Source organism: Syntrophothermus sp. (genome assembly GCF_013314835.1).
GTDB classification, from domain to species: Bacteria; Bacillota; Syntrophomonadia; order Syntrophomonadales; family Syntrophothermaceae; genus Syntrophothermus; species Syntrophothermus lipocalidus.
Genome location: NZ_JABUEX010000001.1, coordinates 65,561 through 82,566 on the forward strand (window position 1 = coordinate 65,561; position 17,006 = coordinate 82,566).

Genomic DNA, 17,006 nt, shown 5'->3' on the forward strand with positions numbered 1-17,006 from the left:
TAGTGGTGACGCCGCCAGATGTCATGGGGGTCTGCCCCGAAAATAGAGCCGAGGGGGAGTGTTCTCATCTATTTTAATTTTCTAGTGGTGACACCTTTAAGTGTCATGGTGGTCTGTGGCTACGTATTTGGAGCGAGACATTAGAAAGCTGCGATGAAGATGAAGAAAGGAGGAAGTACCTGTGTTGGTAGCAGGAGTCGACGTCGGTTCCGTAGCCACAAAGGTTGCGGTAATCGACGGAGACAAAACCTACTGCCGCTTGGCGCCTACAGGTTGGAGTCCACGGGATGCAGGTTTAAGGACTTTTCGCGAGCTAATGGCTGAGCTGGGAGTTAGCGAAAAGCAAGTGGATTTTGTAGTGGGCACCGGGTACGGGCGCATATCCTTGTCGTTCGTTCACAAAGCAGTTACAGAAATCACATGCCACGCTCGGGGTGCTGCTCATATGGTGCCAGGAAGCGCGGCTGTGATAGATGTGGGAGGACAGGACAGTAAAGTTATTAAAATCGATCACCGAGGAAGGGTCCTCGATTTCATTATGAACGATAAGTGCGCTGCTGGGACCGGGCGATTTCTTCAGGTTACAGCGGCGGCTTTGGGAGCAGATGTTAGCGAATTAGCCGATCTCGCTTGGGGCAAGAAACCCGTAAATCTGAGCAGCATGTGTGCCGTCTTTGCTGAAAGTGAGGTCATAGGGCTTTTGGCAGCAGGAAAAGACAAGGGGGAAATCGTGGCCGGGCTGCACCGGTCTATTGCCCGACGTATAGCCAGCATGGTACAACGTTTGGGACCCGTCGATAGGATCACCTTTACAGGAGGGGTAGCCCGAAACGAGGACTTGCGTTTGTGCCTGGAAGCGGAGTTAGGGGCTGAGGTGGTGGTTCCCGAGCAGTGCCAGATGGCCGGAGCAGTAGGAGCGGCCCTGATCGCCCGGGACCAGGTAGAGGGGAAGGCCCAGTGGCTTTCGTGATATCGAAACGGGCCTGCGAGGGGTCCGGAGGGAGTTCTGACCGAGAATCGTGGCGATTCCGTTCAAAACAGTTCGCAACTGTGGTCCGGGTTTTAATATTATACTAACGGGGTAAGGAGGATGAACTAAAATGGCTGATTACCGCAAGATGTGGGAAGACCTGGGGATGAATGTCGATAAGCACGATTTGTTGTGCGAAGCCCTGCCCGATGCCTTTGGAGGGATTTACCTTTCCCAGGAGAAACGACCGGAAGGGATGAATTACTTCAACTTCGTGGTAGCCGAGATCCACGGGGTGCGCCCGGCTGAGCTCCTGGAACACCAGGCCCGGGGAGGAAAAGTCTTCGGCACTTTTTGCGTTTACGTACCTGATGAGGTGGTTTTTGCGGCCGGGGGAATCGCTACCGGTTTGTGCGGAGGTTCGCAGTTCTGGGTACCGGCAGGGGAAAGCGTGCTCCCCGTGAACACCTGCCCGCTAATCAAGGCCTCCGTAGGTGCCAGGCTTGACCGTACCTGTCCGTTTTTCCGGATAGCAGACATGTACGTGGGTGAAACGACCTGCGATGGCAAAAAGAAAGCGTGGGAAATACTGGCGGGCGAGGTTCCGTTCCACGTAATGGATGTTCCGCAGATGAAAAGGCCCCAAGACATCGGCCGCTGGGCCGACGAAATCAAGGGTTTTATAAAGGTGGTAGAGGAGTTTACCGGTAACCGGGTTACGCCTGAAGCGCTTCACCAGAGCATTGTTATGCTCAACAACAAACGCAGGGCTTTGAAGCGCTTGTACGAAACCAGGAAAGCCGACCCGGTGCCCATCAGCGGTAAAGACGCTCTGCTGGCTACCGAGATCGCGTTTTACGATGATCCAAGCAGGTTCACAGAAATGACCAACAATCTCTGTGAGGAACTCGAACAGCGCGTGAAACGGGGTGAAGGGGTTTTCCCAGCGGGAGCCCCCAGGATTATGATAACCGGTACGCCTATGGCTATCCCCAACTGGAAGCTGCACCATCTGGTCGAGTCGGCCGGGGCTCCGGTGGTGGTGGAAGAATCCTGCACCGGCACCAGGTATTTTGAGCATTTGGTCGAAGAGGAGCCCAGGGACTTGGACGGGCAGATTATAGCTCTGGCTGAAAGGTATATGAAGACAAACTGCGCCTGTTTTACGCCCAACTCTAACCGGATCCAGGATATTTTGAGGTTAGCCCAAGAATACCGGGTCGACGGGATCATAGACTACAATCTCCAATTCTGTGGGCTATATTCCACTGAAAGCTACTTGGTGAAGCAGGCGTTAGACGCCCAAGGAATTCCTTACCTGCATATAGAGACCGATTACAGCGAGCAGGACTTCGAGCAGCTCCGGACCAGGGTGGAGGCTTTTTTGGAAAGGCTCAGGAAGTAGGGGGATGTTATGGAAGAGGTTGACTGGTACGTGCTCTTTCCTAACCATCACGAAGGGCTGCGGCTTTACCGTAAACTGCAGGTACACGGGATCAGCTGTACTATAGCGCCTACCCCGAGGGCAGTCAGTTCTTGCTGTGGGATATCTCTGGTAGTCCCTGCCGAGGCGGTAGACGAGGTGAAGGCGGTAGCGGAAACGGTACAAGTTAAAGTAGAAGGAATTGTCCCTGTAGCCAAGAGGAAACAATGGAAATACAGGAGTTCCTAAGGGTACAAGGCGTTAGTGCTGTATGTGGCCTGGTGGCTGCAGGGCAAGAGGAGGGAAAGGACAGGACGAGATGAGGGTGATTTATCTCGACAACGCGGCCACTTCGTATCCTAAACCCGAGTCGGTTTATGAGGCGGTGGATCGTTTCAACCGCTATCAGGGTGGCAACCCGGGACGGGGAGCCAGCAGCAAGACCCTAGCCGCGGGGTCGGTGCTCATGGAGGCAAGGGAGGCCTTGGCCAAGTTGTTCAATGTGAAGGAAAGCTCCCATATCGCCTTCACTTTGAATGTGACCGAGGCCTTAAACGTAGGCCTCAAGGGTATACTGGAACCGGGAGACCACGTGATCACTACCAGTATGGAGCACAATGCAGTAGCCCGTCCCCTGCACGTACTCCGGAAAAAGGGGGTTGAATGGACCGCGGTTCCCTGCCATCCGGACGGGTTGCTGGATCCTGAGGAAGTGAAGAAGGCCATACAACCAAATACCCGGATGATCTGTGTTCTCCACGCTTCTAATTTGACAGGGACAATAATGCCTATCGCCGAGATCGGGAGGATTGCTAAAGATAACGGGATTATCTTTATGGTCGATTCGGCTCAGACGGCAGGGGTCTTGTCTATCGACGTTGAAGCGCAGAACATCGACATTCTTTGTTTTACCGGGCATAAGGCTCTTTTAGGACCGCAGGGAACTGGCGGGATTTACGTTCGTCCCGGGCTTTTGATCACTCCTTTGAAAGAAGGGGGGACGGGGTCAAAATCGGAGTTTCTCGAACAACCGGAAATGATGCCGGACCTTTTGGAAAGCGGGACCCCAAATACCCCAGGCACAGCCGGCCTCTTGGCCGGAGTCAACTTCGTGATGTCCCAAGGCCTCGAGCGTATCCGCGAACACGAACAGAAATTGACCGAGATGCTGATATCGGGATTGAAAGAGATACCTGGAGTTGAGCTTTACGGACCGGAGCACGCCGCCAGCCGGACGGCGGTCGTCCCTTTCAACATCGAGAACGTCGACTGCGGGGAAGTCAGCCTAATCCTGGATCAGAAGTACGGAATAGTGACCAGATCCGGGCTCCACTGCGCTCCTCTTGCTCACGGGACGGTTGGAACGCTGAAGAAGGGGGCGGTTAGGATGAGCCTCGGGTATTTTACGAGTGTTGATGACGTAGAAACTGCGATCAAGGCAGTGTACGAGATTGCCAGAGAACGATACTAATGGATTACTAGGGGGTGTGGCAAGGAGATGAAGGGTGAAAACATCGTTGATGCCAGGGGGTTAACCTGTCCCCAGCCGGTCATTTTGACCAAGAAGGTTATGGACAGGGGAGAAGCGGAACGTATCACGACACTGGTGGACAACACAGCAGCTTTGGAAAATGTGAGCAAACTTGCCCAGAGCCAGGGGTATGCGGTGGAAGTGGAGGATAGAGAAGGGACGTACTATATTCACATGACTAAAGCCAAGCAGTCGGAAACCGCCCTAGGAGAGGAAGAGCGGCAGGTAGCAATCCTGGTCAAGAGTAACCGTTTCGGAGTCGGCGCAGACGAGCTGGGCGAGGTGTTAATGAAGAGCTTTCTCTACGCCCTGACCGAGCTTGAGTCCAGCATCTCCCATCTGATATTCATGAACAGCGGGGTATTTATGACTACCGAAGGTTCGCCCGTGCTGGAGCACTTGCAAGCCCTGGCCGCCAAAGGAGTTCAAATTCTTTCGTGTGGCACGTGTCTGGACTACTACCAGCTGAAAGATAAACTCAAGGTGGGTGAGGTCACCAACATGTATGCTGCTATGGAAATACTGACTCGTGCTCCCAAGGCTTTGACTTTCTGAGCGGTTCTTGCCTGAATCCAGGGAAGCGGGCGAAAGCCCGCTTTTTTATCATGGAAATCTTTTTACCACGAGGTAATTGGGGTAAAATGAATTCAAAGTAGATGCTGGGCACGGGGAAGAGGTACGTGTTTCCGATGAGAATAAATTCGGGTTCGGGGGATTTTTACCATAATCAGAGGAACCTGATGACGAGGCTACAGGCTAAAGATAGTCAAGGTGCAAATCCTGTTCATTCTCGCCTCGAAGCTGGAGGATCCACGGACGCGGGCGGTACCCGGTTGCCCGAGGAGGTTAGAAAAGACAATCGGGGCAGTACCGAACCTACCGTTGACCGGGTTACTGACAAGCAGCTTAAACGATTGGGGATCATACCATGTAAGACCTGCCAGAACCGGAGGTATCAGGATCAATCGAGCGACCCTGGGGTTTCGATGAAAGCGCCCACCGCTCTTTCGCCAGCTGTGGCCGGGGTGGCGGTGGCCGCCCATGAGAACGAACACGTGCAGCGGGAACGGGCTGAGGCGGCCAGAGAGGGTAAAGAAGTCATATATCAGTATGTACAGCTATATACGGCAGCTTGCCCCGAATGCGGGCGGGTCTACGTAGCCGGAGGGAAGACTGTGACCGTTACCGGGCCAGCCAAATCTGAGGGGAATAAAGAGCCAGGGAAGCTGGTTAATATATATGCGTAGGAGCAATCTGAATAGTAGATAAAGGGCCGGAATCCCGGCTTTTTTGCTGTAAACGAGCTACAGATGGACACAGACCTGGCACTCAGCTCAAGTCTTTGATCAGCGGCTAGCGTTTTCGAAACCTACTGGCATGTTACAATTTCAGTCAGCTGAGTGCCGGGCTGATGTACACTGGTTAAAGCTTTTAGGAATTCGGAGCGTTTGGGAAGTCTTGGAAGGTCCATCTAACACTTGTCAGGCAACATTTTCATTTTCGAGTAATGACGGCGCCAGATCGCCGGATGATATAAGAGTCTGTCTATACTAGTGGCTAATTTATCAGGACGGTAAGGAGTGGGGCTGATGAATATGGAGTTTTCCAAAAGAACACTTGTAGCTTTAAAAGCTGCCGAGGTAGCGGCTAAAGTGATTAAGCGGGCCGAGGGAAATATTAGCCCGGATTTGATCCGAACCAAGGGCATCAACGATTTCGTAACCGATGTAGACGAAAGAGCGGAAGAGGCTATCGTTCAAACCATCAAGGGGATGTTTGCCGAGGATGCTATTCTGGCCGAAGAGAGGGGTACGTTGAAAGGAAATGAGCACTCAGGTGTTTGCTGGTATATAGACCCGCTGGACGGAACGACCAACTTTATTCACGGGGTACCCGTCTATTGTATAAGCATCGCCTACGAGATAGACGGAGTCCTTTGGGGCGGCGTGGTTCATGACCCCAACTTCCGGGAGGTTTTTGTGGCTGAAAAAGGGAAGGGCGCATATTTAAATGGAGAGCGGATACAGGTTACAAGGAATGACTTGCCCGGCGATTGCCTCTTAACCACCGGGTTCCCTTTCAGGAGTTTCCGGTTTTTGCAGAGCTATTTCCAGCTTTTTGCCCATATAATACCTAGTATTCACGGTTTGAGAAGGCCTGGATCCGCGGCCTTAGACCTGTGCTGGACTGCTTGCGGCCGCTTCGACGGTTTTTTAGAACTGAATCTTTGCCCGTGGGATATCGCGGCAGGAACCGTAATTGTCAGGGAAGCGGGCGGCAGAGTCACTGACTGGAAGGGCAAAGAAGGATTCATGAAAACCGGGCACATAATAGCTACCAACGGGCTGATCCATGACTGGCTGTTGGAACAGATCGGGCTTTATTTCCCGGAACAGGCATTGCTGTGATTCTAATCAGTCCATGATAGATGTTCGATACTTCTCTTCGAACTCTCGTTCAATGTCTGCCAGGCGCGATGGGGCAGACATCATGCTTTTAAGTTCTTGCAGCTTTAATGCCACTTCACCGCATGGGGGCGGGGGAATGGGCAGCCTGCTACTGTCCGCAGCAGTGTTTGCATCCAGGGATTGCAACAGGCGCTCGGCTTCTTCCATGATGATGTCATCCTTGATTTCCCTCATCATGTCAATGATTTCAGAGGGGAGAGGGGGAGCTACTTCTATTTCCAGTTTTTCATAGGGCAGCAAGGCTTCGGCTTCTTTGATTATGAGGTCACAGCTTTTGAGACACTCCTCGAAATCGTCGGAGCCTTGTACAGTACGGTAATGAAGGTAAATGGTGTCTAATCGGGTTGCCACTTCCAAAGTAGCGGCGGCCCGGCACTCGCCGCAGAGGCCTTTTTGGTCGACCACAAGCACCTTGCGCCGGCATATAATGCATTCCGGCATCGAATTCCTCCTTTCCAACGGGTTAAGCTACTTTAGAGGATACTTGTCCCCGGACCTCTTTGCAACATCGACCCTGGGGAAACTTTGCTGGACAGGTGTGGGGCAGGATGGTTAAATTGAAGGTAGACTGTGGCGTAATGATTATGGCAAGACATGGAGGGATGCTTGTTGCTAACTGAAGAGCAACGATTCACATTAATAGCTGTCTGCATAACTTCTTTTTTGACCCCTTTTACGGGTAGTGCCATAAACATCGCTATTCCAGCAATAGGTAAAGATATTGGGGCGAACATAGTTGCTTTGACGTGGATATCTACCAGTTTCATGTTAGCTTCGGCGGCTTTGTTATTACCGGTCGGAAGCATGGCAGATATAAAAGGGCGCAAACCCATTTTTATGGCTGGTATTGCTATTTTTGGGTTGACCGGTTTAGTGGGCGGGCTAGCCCGGACGTCTTCGTTGTTGCTGGCGATGCGGGTGTTGCAAGGGATGGGAGGAGCTTTGATTTTCAGCACAGGGATGGCGATACTCACAGCCGTTACCCCCCCAGGAATGAGAGGCAAGTTTTTGGGCATTAACTCAGCAGTAGTGTACGTAGGAGTATCGGTAGGACCTGTCCTGGGAGGATTTATCACACATTATTTGGGTTGGCGTTATATCTTTTTCTTTATCACCTTCCTAACTTTGATGGCCTTGCTGGCTGCAACCAGGATCAAGACGGACGTAGCTCCTGGAAAGATGACTGGATTTGACTTGGCTGGGGCTGCCTTTTACACTTCCGGGCTGGTGGCATTGATGTACGGCCTTTCCATAATTGCGACCGCGGCGATGGGTAAATGGCTGTTAGGGCTGGGGGTAGTGCTTCTGGCTCTTTTCGTTTACCGCGAGCTGAACTCGGAATCGCCTTTGATCGAATTGAGAGTGTTACTGCGAAACCGTTCCTTTGCCTTCTCCAACCTGGCAGCTTTTATCAATTACATGGCAACCTCTGGGGTAACGTTCTTGTTATCGATTTACCTGCAAATGGTGAAAGGGCTAAGCGCTCAAGCGGCAGGGATGGTCATGCTTTCACAGCCTGTTATCATGGCTTTAGTTTCACCATATTCGGGCCGGATGTCAGATAAAGTTGAACCCCAGATAGTGGCGACTTGGGGTATGGCTCTAACTATGGTAGGGCTTATCATGTACCAGTTTGTGAACCCCGACACCTCTCTTATATATGTCGCTATTACTTTAGTGGTAATGGGATTGGGATTCGGGCTTTTTGCCTCCCCTAACAACAACGCGGTTATGAGCTCAGTCCCAGCGCATCAGTATGGCATAGCTTCGTCGACCCTGAGTACTATGAGGTTGGTAGGACAAAGCTTCAGCATGACAGTGGTGGCTCTCATCATCGGTGCGGTGATGGGGAAAGTAAAAATAGACGCCGCCGAGATCGGGCCTTTCTTGCTAAGTATGAGGTTGATACTTGGGCTGTTTGCGGTTACTTGTGTGGGGGGAATATTCGCTTCACTGGCTCGAGGCACCATTCATGCTGAACCGGACAGATTGAAGGGATAGAGGTTCTGAGGGGAAGGTGAGGTGGTTAAGTTGAGGCTCGAGGACATCATGACTCCCAACCCGGTTCTCTTACATCCCGAAATGCCTGTTTCCGAGGCGGCCAAAGTCTTTGTCGAACATGGAATAGATGGGGCGCCGGTAGTCGATGAACGCCGCCGGGTTATCGGGTTGCTGACCAAGAGCCATATCTTGAGGCTGGTAAGCCAGGAGCAGGACATGTCTATTCCGGTGAGTGAGGTGATGACAAGACGGGTCTTGGTTGGCCATCCGAGGGACGAGCTTTCTCAGTATTTCCGCACTACAGTGAAACGAATTCCAGTAGTACGAGAAGACGAAATTGTAGGGATTGTGACTAATTCCGATTTCCTAGAGGCTTTTTTTGATTCTTACTACCGGATGAGTACCGAATTGAAAGCGGTAATAAACGCTACTCATAACGTGATTATTGCTGTTAATGAAAAGGGAATCATCAAGCTTATCAACCAAGCGGCAGAGAAGGCTTTGCAGGTTACGGCCGAGGAGGCGCTGGGTAGGCACGTAGCTGAAATCATACCTAACACGGGGTTACTGGAGGTCTTGAAAGAGGGTAAAACCCAAACCGCTCAAAAAATATGGCTCAATGGCCGTTGTTTTATTTCTAACCGTACGCCTATCTGGAAAGGCGAGACCCTTATTGGCGCCGTAGCCGTGCTTCAGGACGTATCAGAACTGGAGGCCGTGTCCCAGGAGCTACAGTTTGTCAAGGATCTCAATGAAGTACTCAATGCTATTATCGAGTCTTCGTTTGACGGGCTGTTCATCACTGATCGAAACGGCTACATTCTGCGGGCCAACCAAGCTTTGGAAAGAATTACCGGGTTTGAACCAGGAACCTTGGTGGGGCAGAACATTGAAGTTTTGGTTAAAAAGGGCATAGTTGCTCAAGAAGCTGCTAGCCTGGGGATCAGTACCGACCAACCTTGTACTTCGATGCAGACAACCCCCGAGGGTAAGGCCATCCTGTGGACAGGCAGCCCGGTGTTCGATGAAGACGGGCGGGTCACAAGGATTGTCTACAATGTGAGGGATATGACGGAACTGACCCGGCTTGAACAGAAACTGGAACAGGCCCGCAGTCTGAGCCAACACTATGAAAGCCAGCTGAAGACTTTGAAGCTGCAGTACGTGGGTTCGGATAGGTTGGTTGTCGGTTCGGCTGCCATGCGTAAGCTCATAGAAATGGTGGTAAGGGTGGGACAGGTAGACTCAACCGTGTTAATCACGGGAGAATCGGGGACCGGGAAAGAGTTGATAGCGGAGACGATTCATAACAATAGCCGAAGGCGAGAAGGACCTTTTATCAAAGTAAACTGCGGCGCTATTCCTGAGCATTTATTGGAATCAGAACTTTTCGGTTATGAGGCTGGAGCTTTTACAGGAGCCAGGCGAGAAGGAAAAGCCGGTTACTTTGAAATGGCAGATGGGGGCACGCTTTTTTTAGATGAGATTGGAGAACTGCCCTTGAACCTCCAAGTAAAACTATTGCGGGTGTTGCAGAGTAAAGAGGTAACGCGGGTTGGTAGCACCCGGCCCACACGAGTTGACGCCAGGATTCTCGCGGGGACAAACCGCAATCTCGAGGAAATGGTTCAAAACAAGCAGTTCCGTGAAGACCTTTACTACCGTTTAAACGTGATACCGCTTTACGTACCGCCGCTGAGAGAGCGAAAAGAGGAGATTCCGTTGTTAGTTGTGCATTTTGTAAAATTGATAAATCAAAAATACGAGATGAACAAGCGTTTTTCTCCGGAAGCTATCGAGGTTTTAATGAAGTATGATTGGCCCGGCAATGTAAGGGAATTGGAGAACCTGGTAGAAAGGTTGCTGGTCACGTGTAGCGGTGACATAGTGAAAGTGGAAGATCTCCCACCACAGTTTGGTGGAGGAACAACGGGGGCCGCGGAAGTAAGGGTTTCGGGCATTCTTCCCTTAAAAGACGCGGTGGAGAGCGTGGAAAGGCAGATATTAGAAAAAGCCTATGCTGAATACCGTACAACCAGGCAAATAGCTAGCAAACTAAGAGTCGATGCTTCGACTATAGTGAGAAAGGCTGCCAAATACGGGCTGATAAATAAACTGAATTAGTTGCGGTATCGCAACGTGCCCGGCAAATATGCAACAGCAGGGCACACGGTTTTAGCCATATATTGTTGCAATTATACAATAAATGTGAAAGAGGGGATTTGCTCTTTCACATTTTTTGTTTTCAGGACTTTGTCGGATTTGACCGGGGTTTATGGACGTTTTTTCTTTTCCAGCTTGGGTGGCACGCAACTTGCACTTTAATAAAGCGGTTGCCGGGAAGCTCCTATCGGAAGCACGCGTCACGTAAGTTTTCCGAATTACTTCCCTCACTAGTTGCCCGCGCCGTGACTTGTACGGCGACACGGCGCGGAGGCATTTTTCTTTGAGACGTGAGGAATGATGAAGGCGAAGAACTTAATAGAATTGAGATAGCTGGAAGAGAGCCCCTGAGCCCCGCCAGGTAGACCTGACGGGGCTAATCTGTTCTTCTATATTGAGTGGCGGTGAAGGGGTGAAGACAGGTTGAAAGAATTCAGGTGCCAGAAGTGCAATAAACTGTTAGGAAAGTACAGGGAATGCCAGGAACTGGAAATCAAATGCCCCCGTTGCGGTTACAAGAATTATTTAAAAGAAGAGCCGGTAGTGACCGTTTCGAGCAGTGACCAGAAGAAGTAAACCGCTAGTCGTTAAAGTGTAATGGACAGCCTGGTGGTAGTTTGTGGGATACCCTCCCTACCCCGGGGTCTTCTGGACCTCAGTTTGCTGAGAGCCGCTGAGCTCCTCGGGGGACCTTTAAAAGGCAGGGTTATCTTGAAATAGGCGTACTTGCCGCGCAGGATAGATCAAAAAGTGGATACTGTGACTGAATTTAGAGAGCCTTTGAGCCCCGTCACTTTTGTTGGCGGGGCCTTTTTGCTGATGAAGGGCAGGGTTTGTCCTCGACCAAAAGAATTGCTTGGGTTTTAGCCCAGAAAGGGGGATGGTGAAGGAGGTCGATAAGTTTGCAGCTGTTTACAACACTTGAAAGGGAGGAATGGAACGTGAGAGAGGTTGTCATCGTAGGAGCAGCAAGAACACCTTTTGGTAGATTCGGCGGCGCCTTAAAGTCGTTCAAGGCGGTAGAGTTGGGAGCCATCGCCATTAAAGAGGCCGTCAACCGGGCAGGCATAAAGCCGGAACAGGTCGATTACGTTTACTATGGTCAGGTAGTACAAGCTGGCTGTGGGCAGGTTCCCGGTCGGCAGGCGGCTATCAAGGCGGGAATTCCCGTGGAGGTACCTTCCATCACGGTGAATAAAGTCTGTTCATCCGGTATTATTACCTGCGGGCTAGCCTACAAGATGATCGCTGCCGGGTATATAGACATTGCTGTCGGTGGTGGGATGGAGAGCATGTCCAATATCCCGTTCGGGCTGTTCGACATGCGCTGGGGGGCTCGGATGGGCGTTCCGAACAAGAACTGTACCGACTTGATGGTATGGGACGGTTTGTGGTGTGCTTTCTACAACCGGCACATGGCTATTCACGGGTCGGAAGTCGCAAGAGAGTTCGGGTTGGATCGCGAGCCTCAGGACCGCTGGGCAGTGCGCAGCCAGAACCGGGCCGAAGCGGCTATTAAAGCGGGAAGGCTGAAGGACGAGATCGTACCGGTAACGGTACCAGGAAAGAAGCCGGTTGTGGTGGACACTGACGAGCAGCCTCGATTTGGGTGCACCTATGAAGACATCGCAAAACTACCTCCGGTATTCGACCCGCAGGGAACCATAACTGCAGGGAACGCTCCGGGAACCAATGACGGGGCCAGTGCGCTGGTTCTGATGGCCAAAGAAAAAGCCGAGGAACTGGGAATCAAGCCGCTGGCAACCGTATTGGGTTACGCTGAAGTCTCGCAGGAGCCTAGGTATATAGCTACTGTGCCCGGACTGTCGATTAAGAAGTTGTTAGACGAGAAGGGCATGTCGATCAAAGATATGGACCTCATCGAGATCAACGAAGCCTTTGCCGCAGTAGTTCTGACCAGTGGGAAAGCCATCCTCGGGCTGACCGACGAGGAGCTGGATGAGAAGGTCAACGTCAACGGCAGCGCCATAGCCTTCGGACATCCCATCGGAGCCTCTGGCGGCCGTATACTGATGACCCTGGCCTACGAGCTCAAGCGGCGCGGCGGCGGACTCGGAGTATGCGGGATCTGCAGCGGTGCAGCTCAGGGCGATGCGATGATGATCAAGGTCGAGTAGACAGTAGAGCCCTTAAGGGATTCAAGGTAATGCATGGAGGGGGTTATAAAGGTGGAAGTCAAAAAGATATTCGTGGTGGGTGCTGGCCAGATGGGTGGAGGCATCACCCAGGTTGCAGCGCAAGCAGGATATGAAGTGGTCCAGTATGACATTACCATGGAACTGGTAGAAAAAGGGCTAGGAGTAATTACCAAGAACCTTTCCAAGGATGTGGAGAAAGGCAAGAGGACCGCAGAAGAGAAGGACGCCATCCTGGGGCGTATCAGCAAATCGGTAAGCCTCGAAGACGCGAAAGATGCTGACCTGGTAATTGAAGCAGTCGTCGAGAACTTCGACATTAAGAAGAATATATTCAGCGAATTGGACAGGATTTGCCCTGAGCACACCATTCTTGCTACTAACACCTCATCTCTGCCGATAACTCAGATTGCAGCTTGCACCAAGCGTCCAGAGAAGGTTATCGGAATGCACTTCATGAACCCGGTGCCGGTCATGAAACTGGTCGAAATCATCCGGGGCCTGGCTACTACCGATGAAGTCTACCAGGTTGTAGAAGAGGCCTCAATAAAGATGGGTAAAGTACCTGTTTGGTGTAAAGATGTACCCGGGTTTGTATCGAACCGGGTTCTTCAGGTAATGATTAACGAGGCTTTGTGGGAGCTGTATGAAGGGGTAGCCCCGGCCGAGAATATCGACAACATCATGAAACTGGGGATGAACCATCCTATGGGACCGCTGGCTCTGGCTGACTTGATTGGTCTCGATACGGTACTGGCTATTCTCAATGTAATGTACCAAGGGTATGGAGATCCGAAGTACCGTCCGTCCCCGCTGTTGAAGCAGTATGTCCAGGCCGGCTGGTTGGGCAGAAAGACCGGCAAGGGTATCTACGACTACAGCAAGTAGGTGGAGGATTGTCAAAGAAGTTGAATGCAAGGGGTGAGGATATTGCATTTTCAATTGAGTGAAGAGTCTTTAATGTTAAGGGATATGGTCCGCAAGTTTGTCAAAAACGAAGTAGAACCGATCGCGGCCGAGATCGACCGCGAGCACCGGTTCCCTATGGAGACGTTCAAGAAGCTAGCTGATCTGGGACTTACCGGGATACCGATTCCGGAAGAGTGGGGCGGAGCAGGCGGCACCTATCTTGACTTTGCCATGTTTATCGAGGAGATAGCCAAGGCTTGTGCATCTACTGCGGTCATAATGGCGGTTCATACCGGGTTAGGTTGCATGAGCACTTATCTCTATGGCACGGAGAAGGCAAAACAAAAATACCTCCGGGCGCTGGCCACCGGTGAAATTATAGGGGCGTACGCTCTCACCGAGCCGAATGCCGGTTCAGATGCGGCTTCTATTCGGTGTAGGGCAGAGGATGCCGGGGACCATTTCATAGTGAACGGCAGCAAGATATTCATTACCAACGGCGGGTATGCTACTACGTATTGCACATTCGTAAAGACCGATCCGTCCCAGCCCCCTGGCAAAGGCATCACATGCCTCATCATAGAGAAAGATACTCCTGGCTTCACCATCAGCAAGCCGGTGGAGAAGATGGGCATGAACGGATCTCCTACCTGCGAGCTCTACTTTGACAATGTCAAGGTACCAAAAGAAAACGTGTTGGGTGAGGTCAATAATGGGTTCGAAGTGGCGATGGGATTGCTGGACGGCGGGCGTATAACAATCGCGGCTCAGGGGCTTGGCATAGGTGAGGGCGCTCTTGAATATACAGTTAATTATATAAAAGAAAGAAAGCAGTTCGGCCGTCCCTTAGCAGCAAACCAGGGTGTGCAGTTCATGGTGGCCGATATGGCTACTGCCCTGGAAGCGGCTCAGCTTCTGGTATACCGGGCAGCATGGCTGAAGGACAACAAGCTTCCCCACAGCAAGGAAGCTTCTATGGCCAAGAAGTTTGCTACCGACACATCTATGGAAGTTTGCACCAACTGTGTACAGTTGATGGGCGGGTACGGCTACTGCAAAGAGTTCCCGGTCGAACGCATGATGAGAGACGTGAAAGTGACCCAGATTTACGAGGGCTCTAACCAAATTCAAAGGATGATAATTGGCAGGCACGTTATCGGTCGTTTCTAGTTGTGGTGGTTGTGGAAAATCCCGTTACCCCTTTACAGGGGTAACGGATTTTCATACTTGTTTTTTAGATTTGAGGAGGAGGAGGTAGAGTAATGGGTAAACCGGAAAAAATTACGCTGCAAGAGGCGGCCAGTCTCATTAAGGACGGCGACCTGTTGACCTTCAGCGGGTTCACTATCTGGCGCCGGCCGATGGCTTTGGTTTACGAACTGGCACGCCAGGGCAAGAAGAACCTGCATCTTTTCGAGGTCAACGGTGGAACCCACACTGAAGTCCTGGCCGGGGCAGGATGCGTGAAGATATGGGAATCCTGCTGGGTCGGGCACGAGTTGTATGGAAAGTTGGGCGAGATGGTAGCAGCTGGCCAGGTGAAAGGGTCAATCATTACCGAGGACTACAGCCACGCTCAGTGTGTGGCCAGGCTTTTGGCCGGAGCATATGGAATTCCCTTCATGCCTACTGCTCACAGCATGGGCACCGACATTTTAAACCCCGAATTCGACATGCTGAGTAGAGCCGGACTGAGAGACGGCTCCAATCCGAAGATTCCTCTGAAGAAGTATGACATTATTCATGACCCCTTCTACAACATGGGTGAAATACTGCTGATGCCGGCGGTTAACCCCGACTGGGCTCTCATCTACGCTTCTCAGGTAGGAGACGAAGGAACGGTTCGCGTCAATGCCCAGACCTATACCGATGCGGAGGCTATCAAGGCTGCGGACAAGGTAATCGTTTTGGCAGAAGAGATAGTACCCGACAGTTACCTGCGTCAGGAACCTAAGCTTAATCTCGCGACCGGTTATGCCGTCGATTACGTGGTCGAGCTTCCCTGGGCGGCGCATCCCACGGGCTCTCAAGGGTACTATGACGTCGACGCCGATTTCATAAGAGCGTTCTATTCCGCTTCCAAGTCCCAGGAAAGCTTTGACAAGTGGGCGGATGAGTGGGTATTCGGGGTCAAGAACCACGACGAGTACTTAGCGAAATTGGGAATTACTCGGTTGGAAAAATTGAGAGCCAACGCAGCTCTGGGCTATTCAACACGGGTGAAAAGGGGGAAGAGATAAATGTCGGCCAAGAACGAATACGCCAAGCCGGGTGAATACAAACCCATTGACCTGTTGGCAGTATCTGCTGCCCGGGAGGTACGGGACGGTGACGTGGTGTTTGCCGGAACTGGCCTGCCTATGCTGGCCATAATGCTGGCCCAACTTTCGCACGCCCCGAACGCGGTCTGCATCTATGAAGCAGGGTCTGTTGACGGCCGGGCTATTGACCTGCCGACCTCGGTCGGAGATGCCCGCTGCGCTTACCAGGCAGCCATCGCAGCTGGACTTACAGAGGCATTCTTCGGGCAGCTCCACTGCGGCTATGTTGACCTTGGCTTCTTGGGAGGAGCCGAGATAGACAAATATGGCAATGTGAATACTACTGTCGTCGGTAATTACGCCAAACCCAAGAAGCGCTTCACCGGGAGTGGCGGTAACCCCGACATCAACTCTTTGGCCAGGAGATCAGTCTATATCATGGTCCAAGAGAAAAGGAGATTCAAAGAACACGTCGATTACATTACTGCTCCTGGATGGCGCATAAAGAAATGGCCGAGCGGTGAGTGGGCGCCGAGGAAAGAGGTATACGGGAAGTTCTTCCGCGGAGGCATAGACACGGTTATCACTGATATGGGGGTCTTCCGTTTTGACGAAGAAGGTATTATGTACCTAGACACGGTTCACCCCGGGTTCTCGGTGGAAGATGTGAAGAACAACGTAGATTTCGACCTCAATATTTCCAGGGTAAGCGGGGAGACACACCCTCCTACCTACCTGGATATTGAGCTCCTTTACACCAAAGTAGACCCCGAAGGAATATTCCTGCCTTAATGGCGAGGGTATGACCCTTATCTAGTACTTTGGATTAAAGAAACAGGAGCCCGGTGCTCAGCCTGACGTTGGTAAAGGGCTGGGCGTCGGGCCATTCTCTTGCTGGGTTGGTTGAATGAAACAGGACTTTCAAGAACTTGCCTTAATGCTTGGCCGATTGACGGTTAGCAGCGCCGCCTTTATGATTAAAGATGAGGAATGCTTTCTTAGTGGAGGGGAAAGAGAGAATTAGGGAGGTGGGGTTCGTTCGGTACTGAAGTGACTCGCATTTCCGAATAGCGGAAGGGTTGCTCGATTGGTACGGGCAAGAAATCTTAATATGGGAGGGATTG

Annotated in this window: 16 protein-coding genes; 15 read left to right on the forward strand and 1 reads right to left on the reverse strand. The window is 51.7% G+C overall.

The genetic code is table 11. The features are described 5' to 3' along the window. Nucleotides 1-181 precede the first annotated feature (181 nt). The 7 genes from HPY90_RS00365 to HPY90_RS00395 all read left to right on the forward strand — a co-directional run bounded on the left by HPY90_RS00365 (nucleotide 182) and on the right by HPY90_RS00395 (nucleotide 6,332). On the forward strand, nucleotides 182-970 hold the full coding sequence (locus HPY90_RS00365; RefSeq protein WP_287189830.1) for an acyl-CoA dehydratase activase: 789 nt from the start codon (nucleotides 182-184) through the stop codon (nucleotides 968-970). Nucleotides 971-1,100: 130 nt separating this feature from the next. Further along, a complete protein-coding gene (locus tag HPY90_RS00370; protein ID WP_287189832.1) occupies nucleotides 1,101-2,375 on the forward strand; it encodes a double-cubane-cluster-containing anaerobic reductase in 1,275 nt (424 codons plus the stop codon). A 9-nt stretch (nucleotides 2,376-2,384) separates the two neighbouring features. Then, the gene (locus tag HPY90_RS00375) at nucleotides 2,385-2,642 is read left to right on the forward strand and encodes a putative Se/S carrier protein (protein ID WP_287189834.1); all 258 of its coding nucleotides are present in this window, start codon (nucleotides 2,385-2,387) and stop codon (nucleotides 2,640-2,642) included. Between the two features lie 70 nt (nucleotides 2,643-2,712). After that, a complete protein-coding gene (locus tag HPY90_RS00380; protein ID WP_287189836.1) occupies nucleotides 2,713-3,864 on the forward strand; it encodes an aminotransferase class V-fold PLP-dependent enzyme in 1,152 nt (383 codons plus the stop codon). 27 nt (nucleotides 3,865-3,891) lie between these two features. Next, complete coding sequence (yedF, locus tag HPY90_RS00385; protein ID WP_287189838.1) at nucleotides 3,892-4,479, forward strand: sulfurtransferase-like selenium metabolism protein YedF; 588 nt, start codon at nucleotides 3,892-3,894, stop codon at nucleotides 4,477-4,479. Between the two features lie 134 nt (nucleotides 4,480-4,613). Continuing rightward, nucleotides 4,614-5,171, forward strand: a complete 558-nt coding sequence (locus HPY90_RS00390) for a hypothetical protein (protein WP_287189840.1) — start codon at nucleotides 4,614-4,616, stop codon at nucleotides 5,169-5,171. A gap of 342 nt (nucleotides 5,172-5,513) precedes the next feature. After that, nucleotides 5,514-6,332 carry an inositol monophosphatase family protein gene (locus tag HPY90_RS00395; protein WP_287189842.1) on the forward strand — a complete coding sequence of 273 codons (819 nt, stop codon included), beginning with the start codon at nucleotides 5,514-5,516 and terminating at the stop codon, nucleotides 6,330-6,332. 6 nt (nucleotides 6,333-6,338) lie between these two features. Here the strand turns inward: HPY90_RS00395 and HPY90_RS00400 are convergent, their stop codons facing one another. Beyond that, nucleotides 6,339-6,833, reverse strand: a complete 495-nt coding sequence (locus tag HPY90_RS00400) for a hypothetical protein (RefSeq protein ID WP_287189844.1) — start codon at nucleotides 6,831-6,833, stop codon at nucleotides 6,339-6,341. A 168-nt stretch (nucleotides 6,834-7,001) separates the two neighbouring features. On the opposite strand from HPY90_RS00400, the gene HPY90_RS00405 reads away from it, so the two are divergent. The 8 genes from HPY90_RS00405 (at nucleotide 7,002) to HPY90_RS00440 (ending at nucleotide 16,674) form a co-directional block, all read left to right on the forward strand. Next, on the forward strand, nucleotides 7,002-8,393 hold the full coding sequence (locus HPY90_RS00405; protein WP_287189846.1) for an MFS transporter: 1,392 nt from the start codon (nucleotides 7,002-7,004) through the stop codon (nucleotides 8,391-8,393). A gap of 30 nt (nucleotides 8,394-8,423) precedes the next feature. Further along, complete coding sequence (locus HPY90_RS00410; protein WP_287190164.1) at nucleotides 8,424-10,517, forward strand: sigma 54-interacting transcriptional regulator; 2,094 nt, start codon at nucleotides 8,424-8,426, stop codon at nucleotides 10,515-10,517. A 462-nt stretch (nucleotides 10,518-10,979) separates the two neighbouring features. Continuing rightward, nucleotides 10,980-11,132, forward strand: coding sequence for a Com family DNA-binding transcriptional regulator (locus tag HPY90_RS00415; RefSeq protein WP_287189848.1), 153 nt, complete (start codon nucleotides 10,980-10,982; stop codon nucleotides 11,130-11,132). A 326-nt stretch (nucleotides 11,133-11,458) separates the two neighbouring features. Beyond that, nucleotides 11,459-12,694: an acetyl-CoA C-acetyltransferase gene (locus HPY90_RS00420; RefSeq protein ID WP_013174472.1), complete on the forward strand. Its 1,236-nt coding sequence runs from the start codon at nucleotides 11,459-11,461 to the stop codon at nucleotides 12,692-12,694. Between the two features lie 33 nt (nucleotides 12,695-12,727). Further along, complete coding sequence (locus HPY90_RS00425) at nucleotides 12,728-13,600, forward strand: 3-hydroxybutyryl-CoA dehydrogenase (RefSeq protein WP_013174473.1); 873 nt, start codon at nucleotides 12,728-12,730, stop codon at nucleotides 13,598-13,600. Between the two features lie 42 nt (nucleotides 13,601-13,642). Continuing rightward, nucleotides 13,643-14,791, forward strand: a complete 1,149-nt coding sequence (locus HPY90_RS00430; protein ID WP_287189852.1) for an acyl-CoA dehydrogenase — start codon at nucleotides 13,643-13,645, stop codon at nucleotides 14,789-14,791. Between the two features lie 92 nt (nucleotides 14,792-14,883). Beyond that, a complete protein-coding gene (locus HPY90_RS00435) occupies nucleotides 14,884-15,861 on the forward strand; it encodes a CoA transferase subunit A (protein WP_013174475.1) in 978 nt (325 codons plus the stop codon). Then, nucleotides 15,862-16,674, forward strand: a complete 813-nt coding sequence (locus tag HPY90_RS00440) for a CoA-transferase subunit beta (RefSeq protein WP_013174476.1) — start codon at nucleotides 15,862-15,864, stop codon at nucleotides 16,672-16,674. Nucleotides 16,675-17,006: the final 332 nt, after the last annotated feature.

Coding starts and splice junctions, on each gene's coding strand:
- HPY90_RS00370 (WP_287189832.1), top strand. CDS start 1,101: ATGGCTGATTACCGCAAGATGTGGGAAGACCTGGGGATGAATGTCGAT.
- HPY90_RS00375 (WP_287189834.1), top strand. CDS start 2,385: ATGGAAGAGGTTGACTGGTACGTGCTCTTTCCTAACCATCACGAAGGG.
- HPY90_RS00380 (WP_287189836.1), top strand. CDS start 2,713: ATGAGGGTGATTTATCTCGACAACGCGGCCACTTCGTATCCTAAACCC.
- yedF (WP_287189838.1), top strand. CDS start 3,892: ATGAAGGGTGAAAACATCGTTGATGCCAGGGGGTTAACCTGTCCCCAG.
- HPY90_RS00390 (WP_287189840.1), top strand. CDS start 4,614: ATGAGAATAAATTCGGGTTCGGGGGATTTTTACCATAATCAGAGGAAC.
- HPY90_RS00395 (WP_287189842.1), top strand. CDS start 5,514: ATGAATATGGAGTTTTCCAAAAGAACACTTGTAGCTTTAAAAGCTGCC.
- HPY90_RS00400 (WP_287189844.1), bottom strand. CDS start 6,833: ATGCCGGAATGCATTATATGCCGGCGCAAGGTGCTTGTGGTCGACCAA.
- HPY90_RS00425 (WP_013174473.1), top strand. CDS start 12,728: ATGGAGGGGGTTATAAAGGTGGAAGTCAAAAAGATATTCGTGGTGGGT.
- HPY90_RS00435 (WP_013174475.1), top strand. CDS start 14,884: ATGGGTAAACCGGAAAAAATTACGCTGCAAGAGGCGGCCAGTCTCATT.
- HPY90_RS00440 (WP_013174476.1), top strand. CDS start 15,862: ATGTCGGCCAAGAACGAATACGCCAAGCCGGGTGAATACAAACCCATT.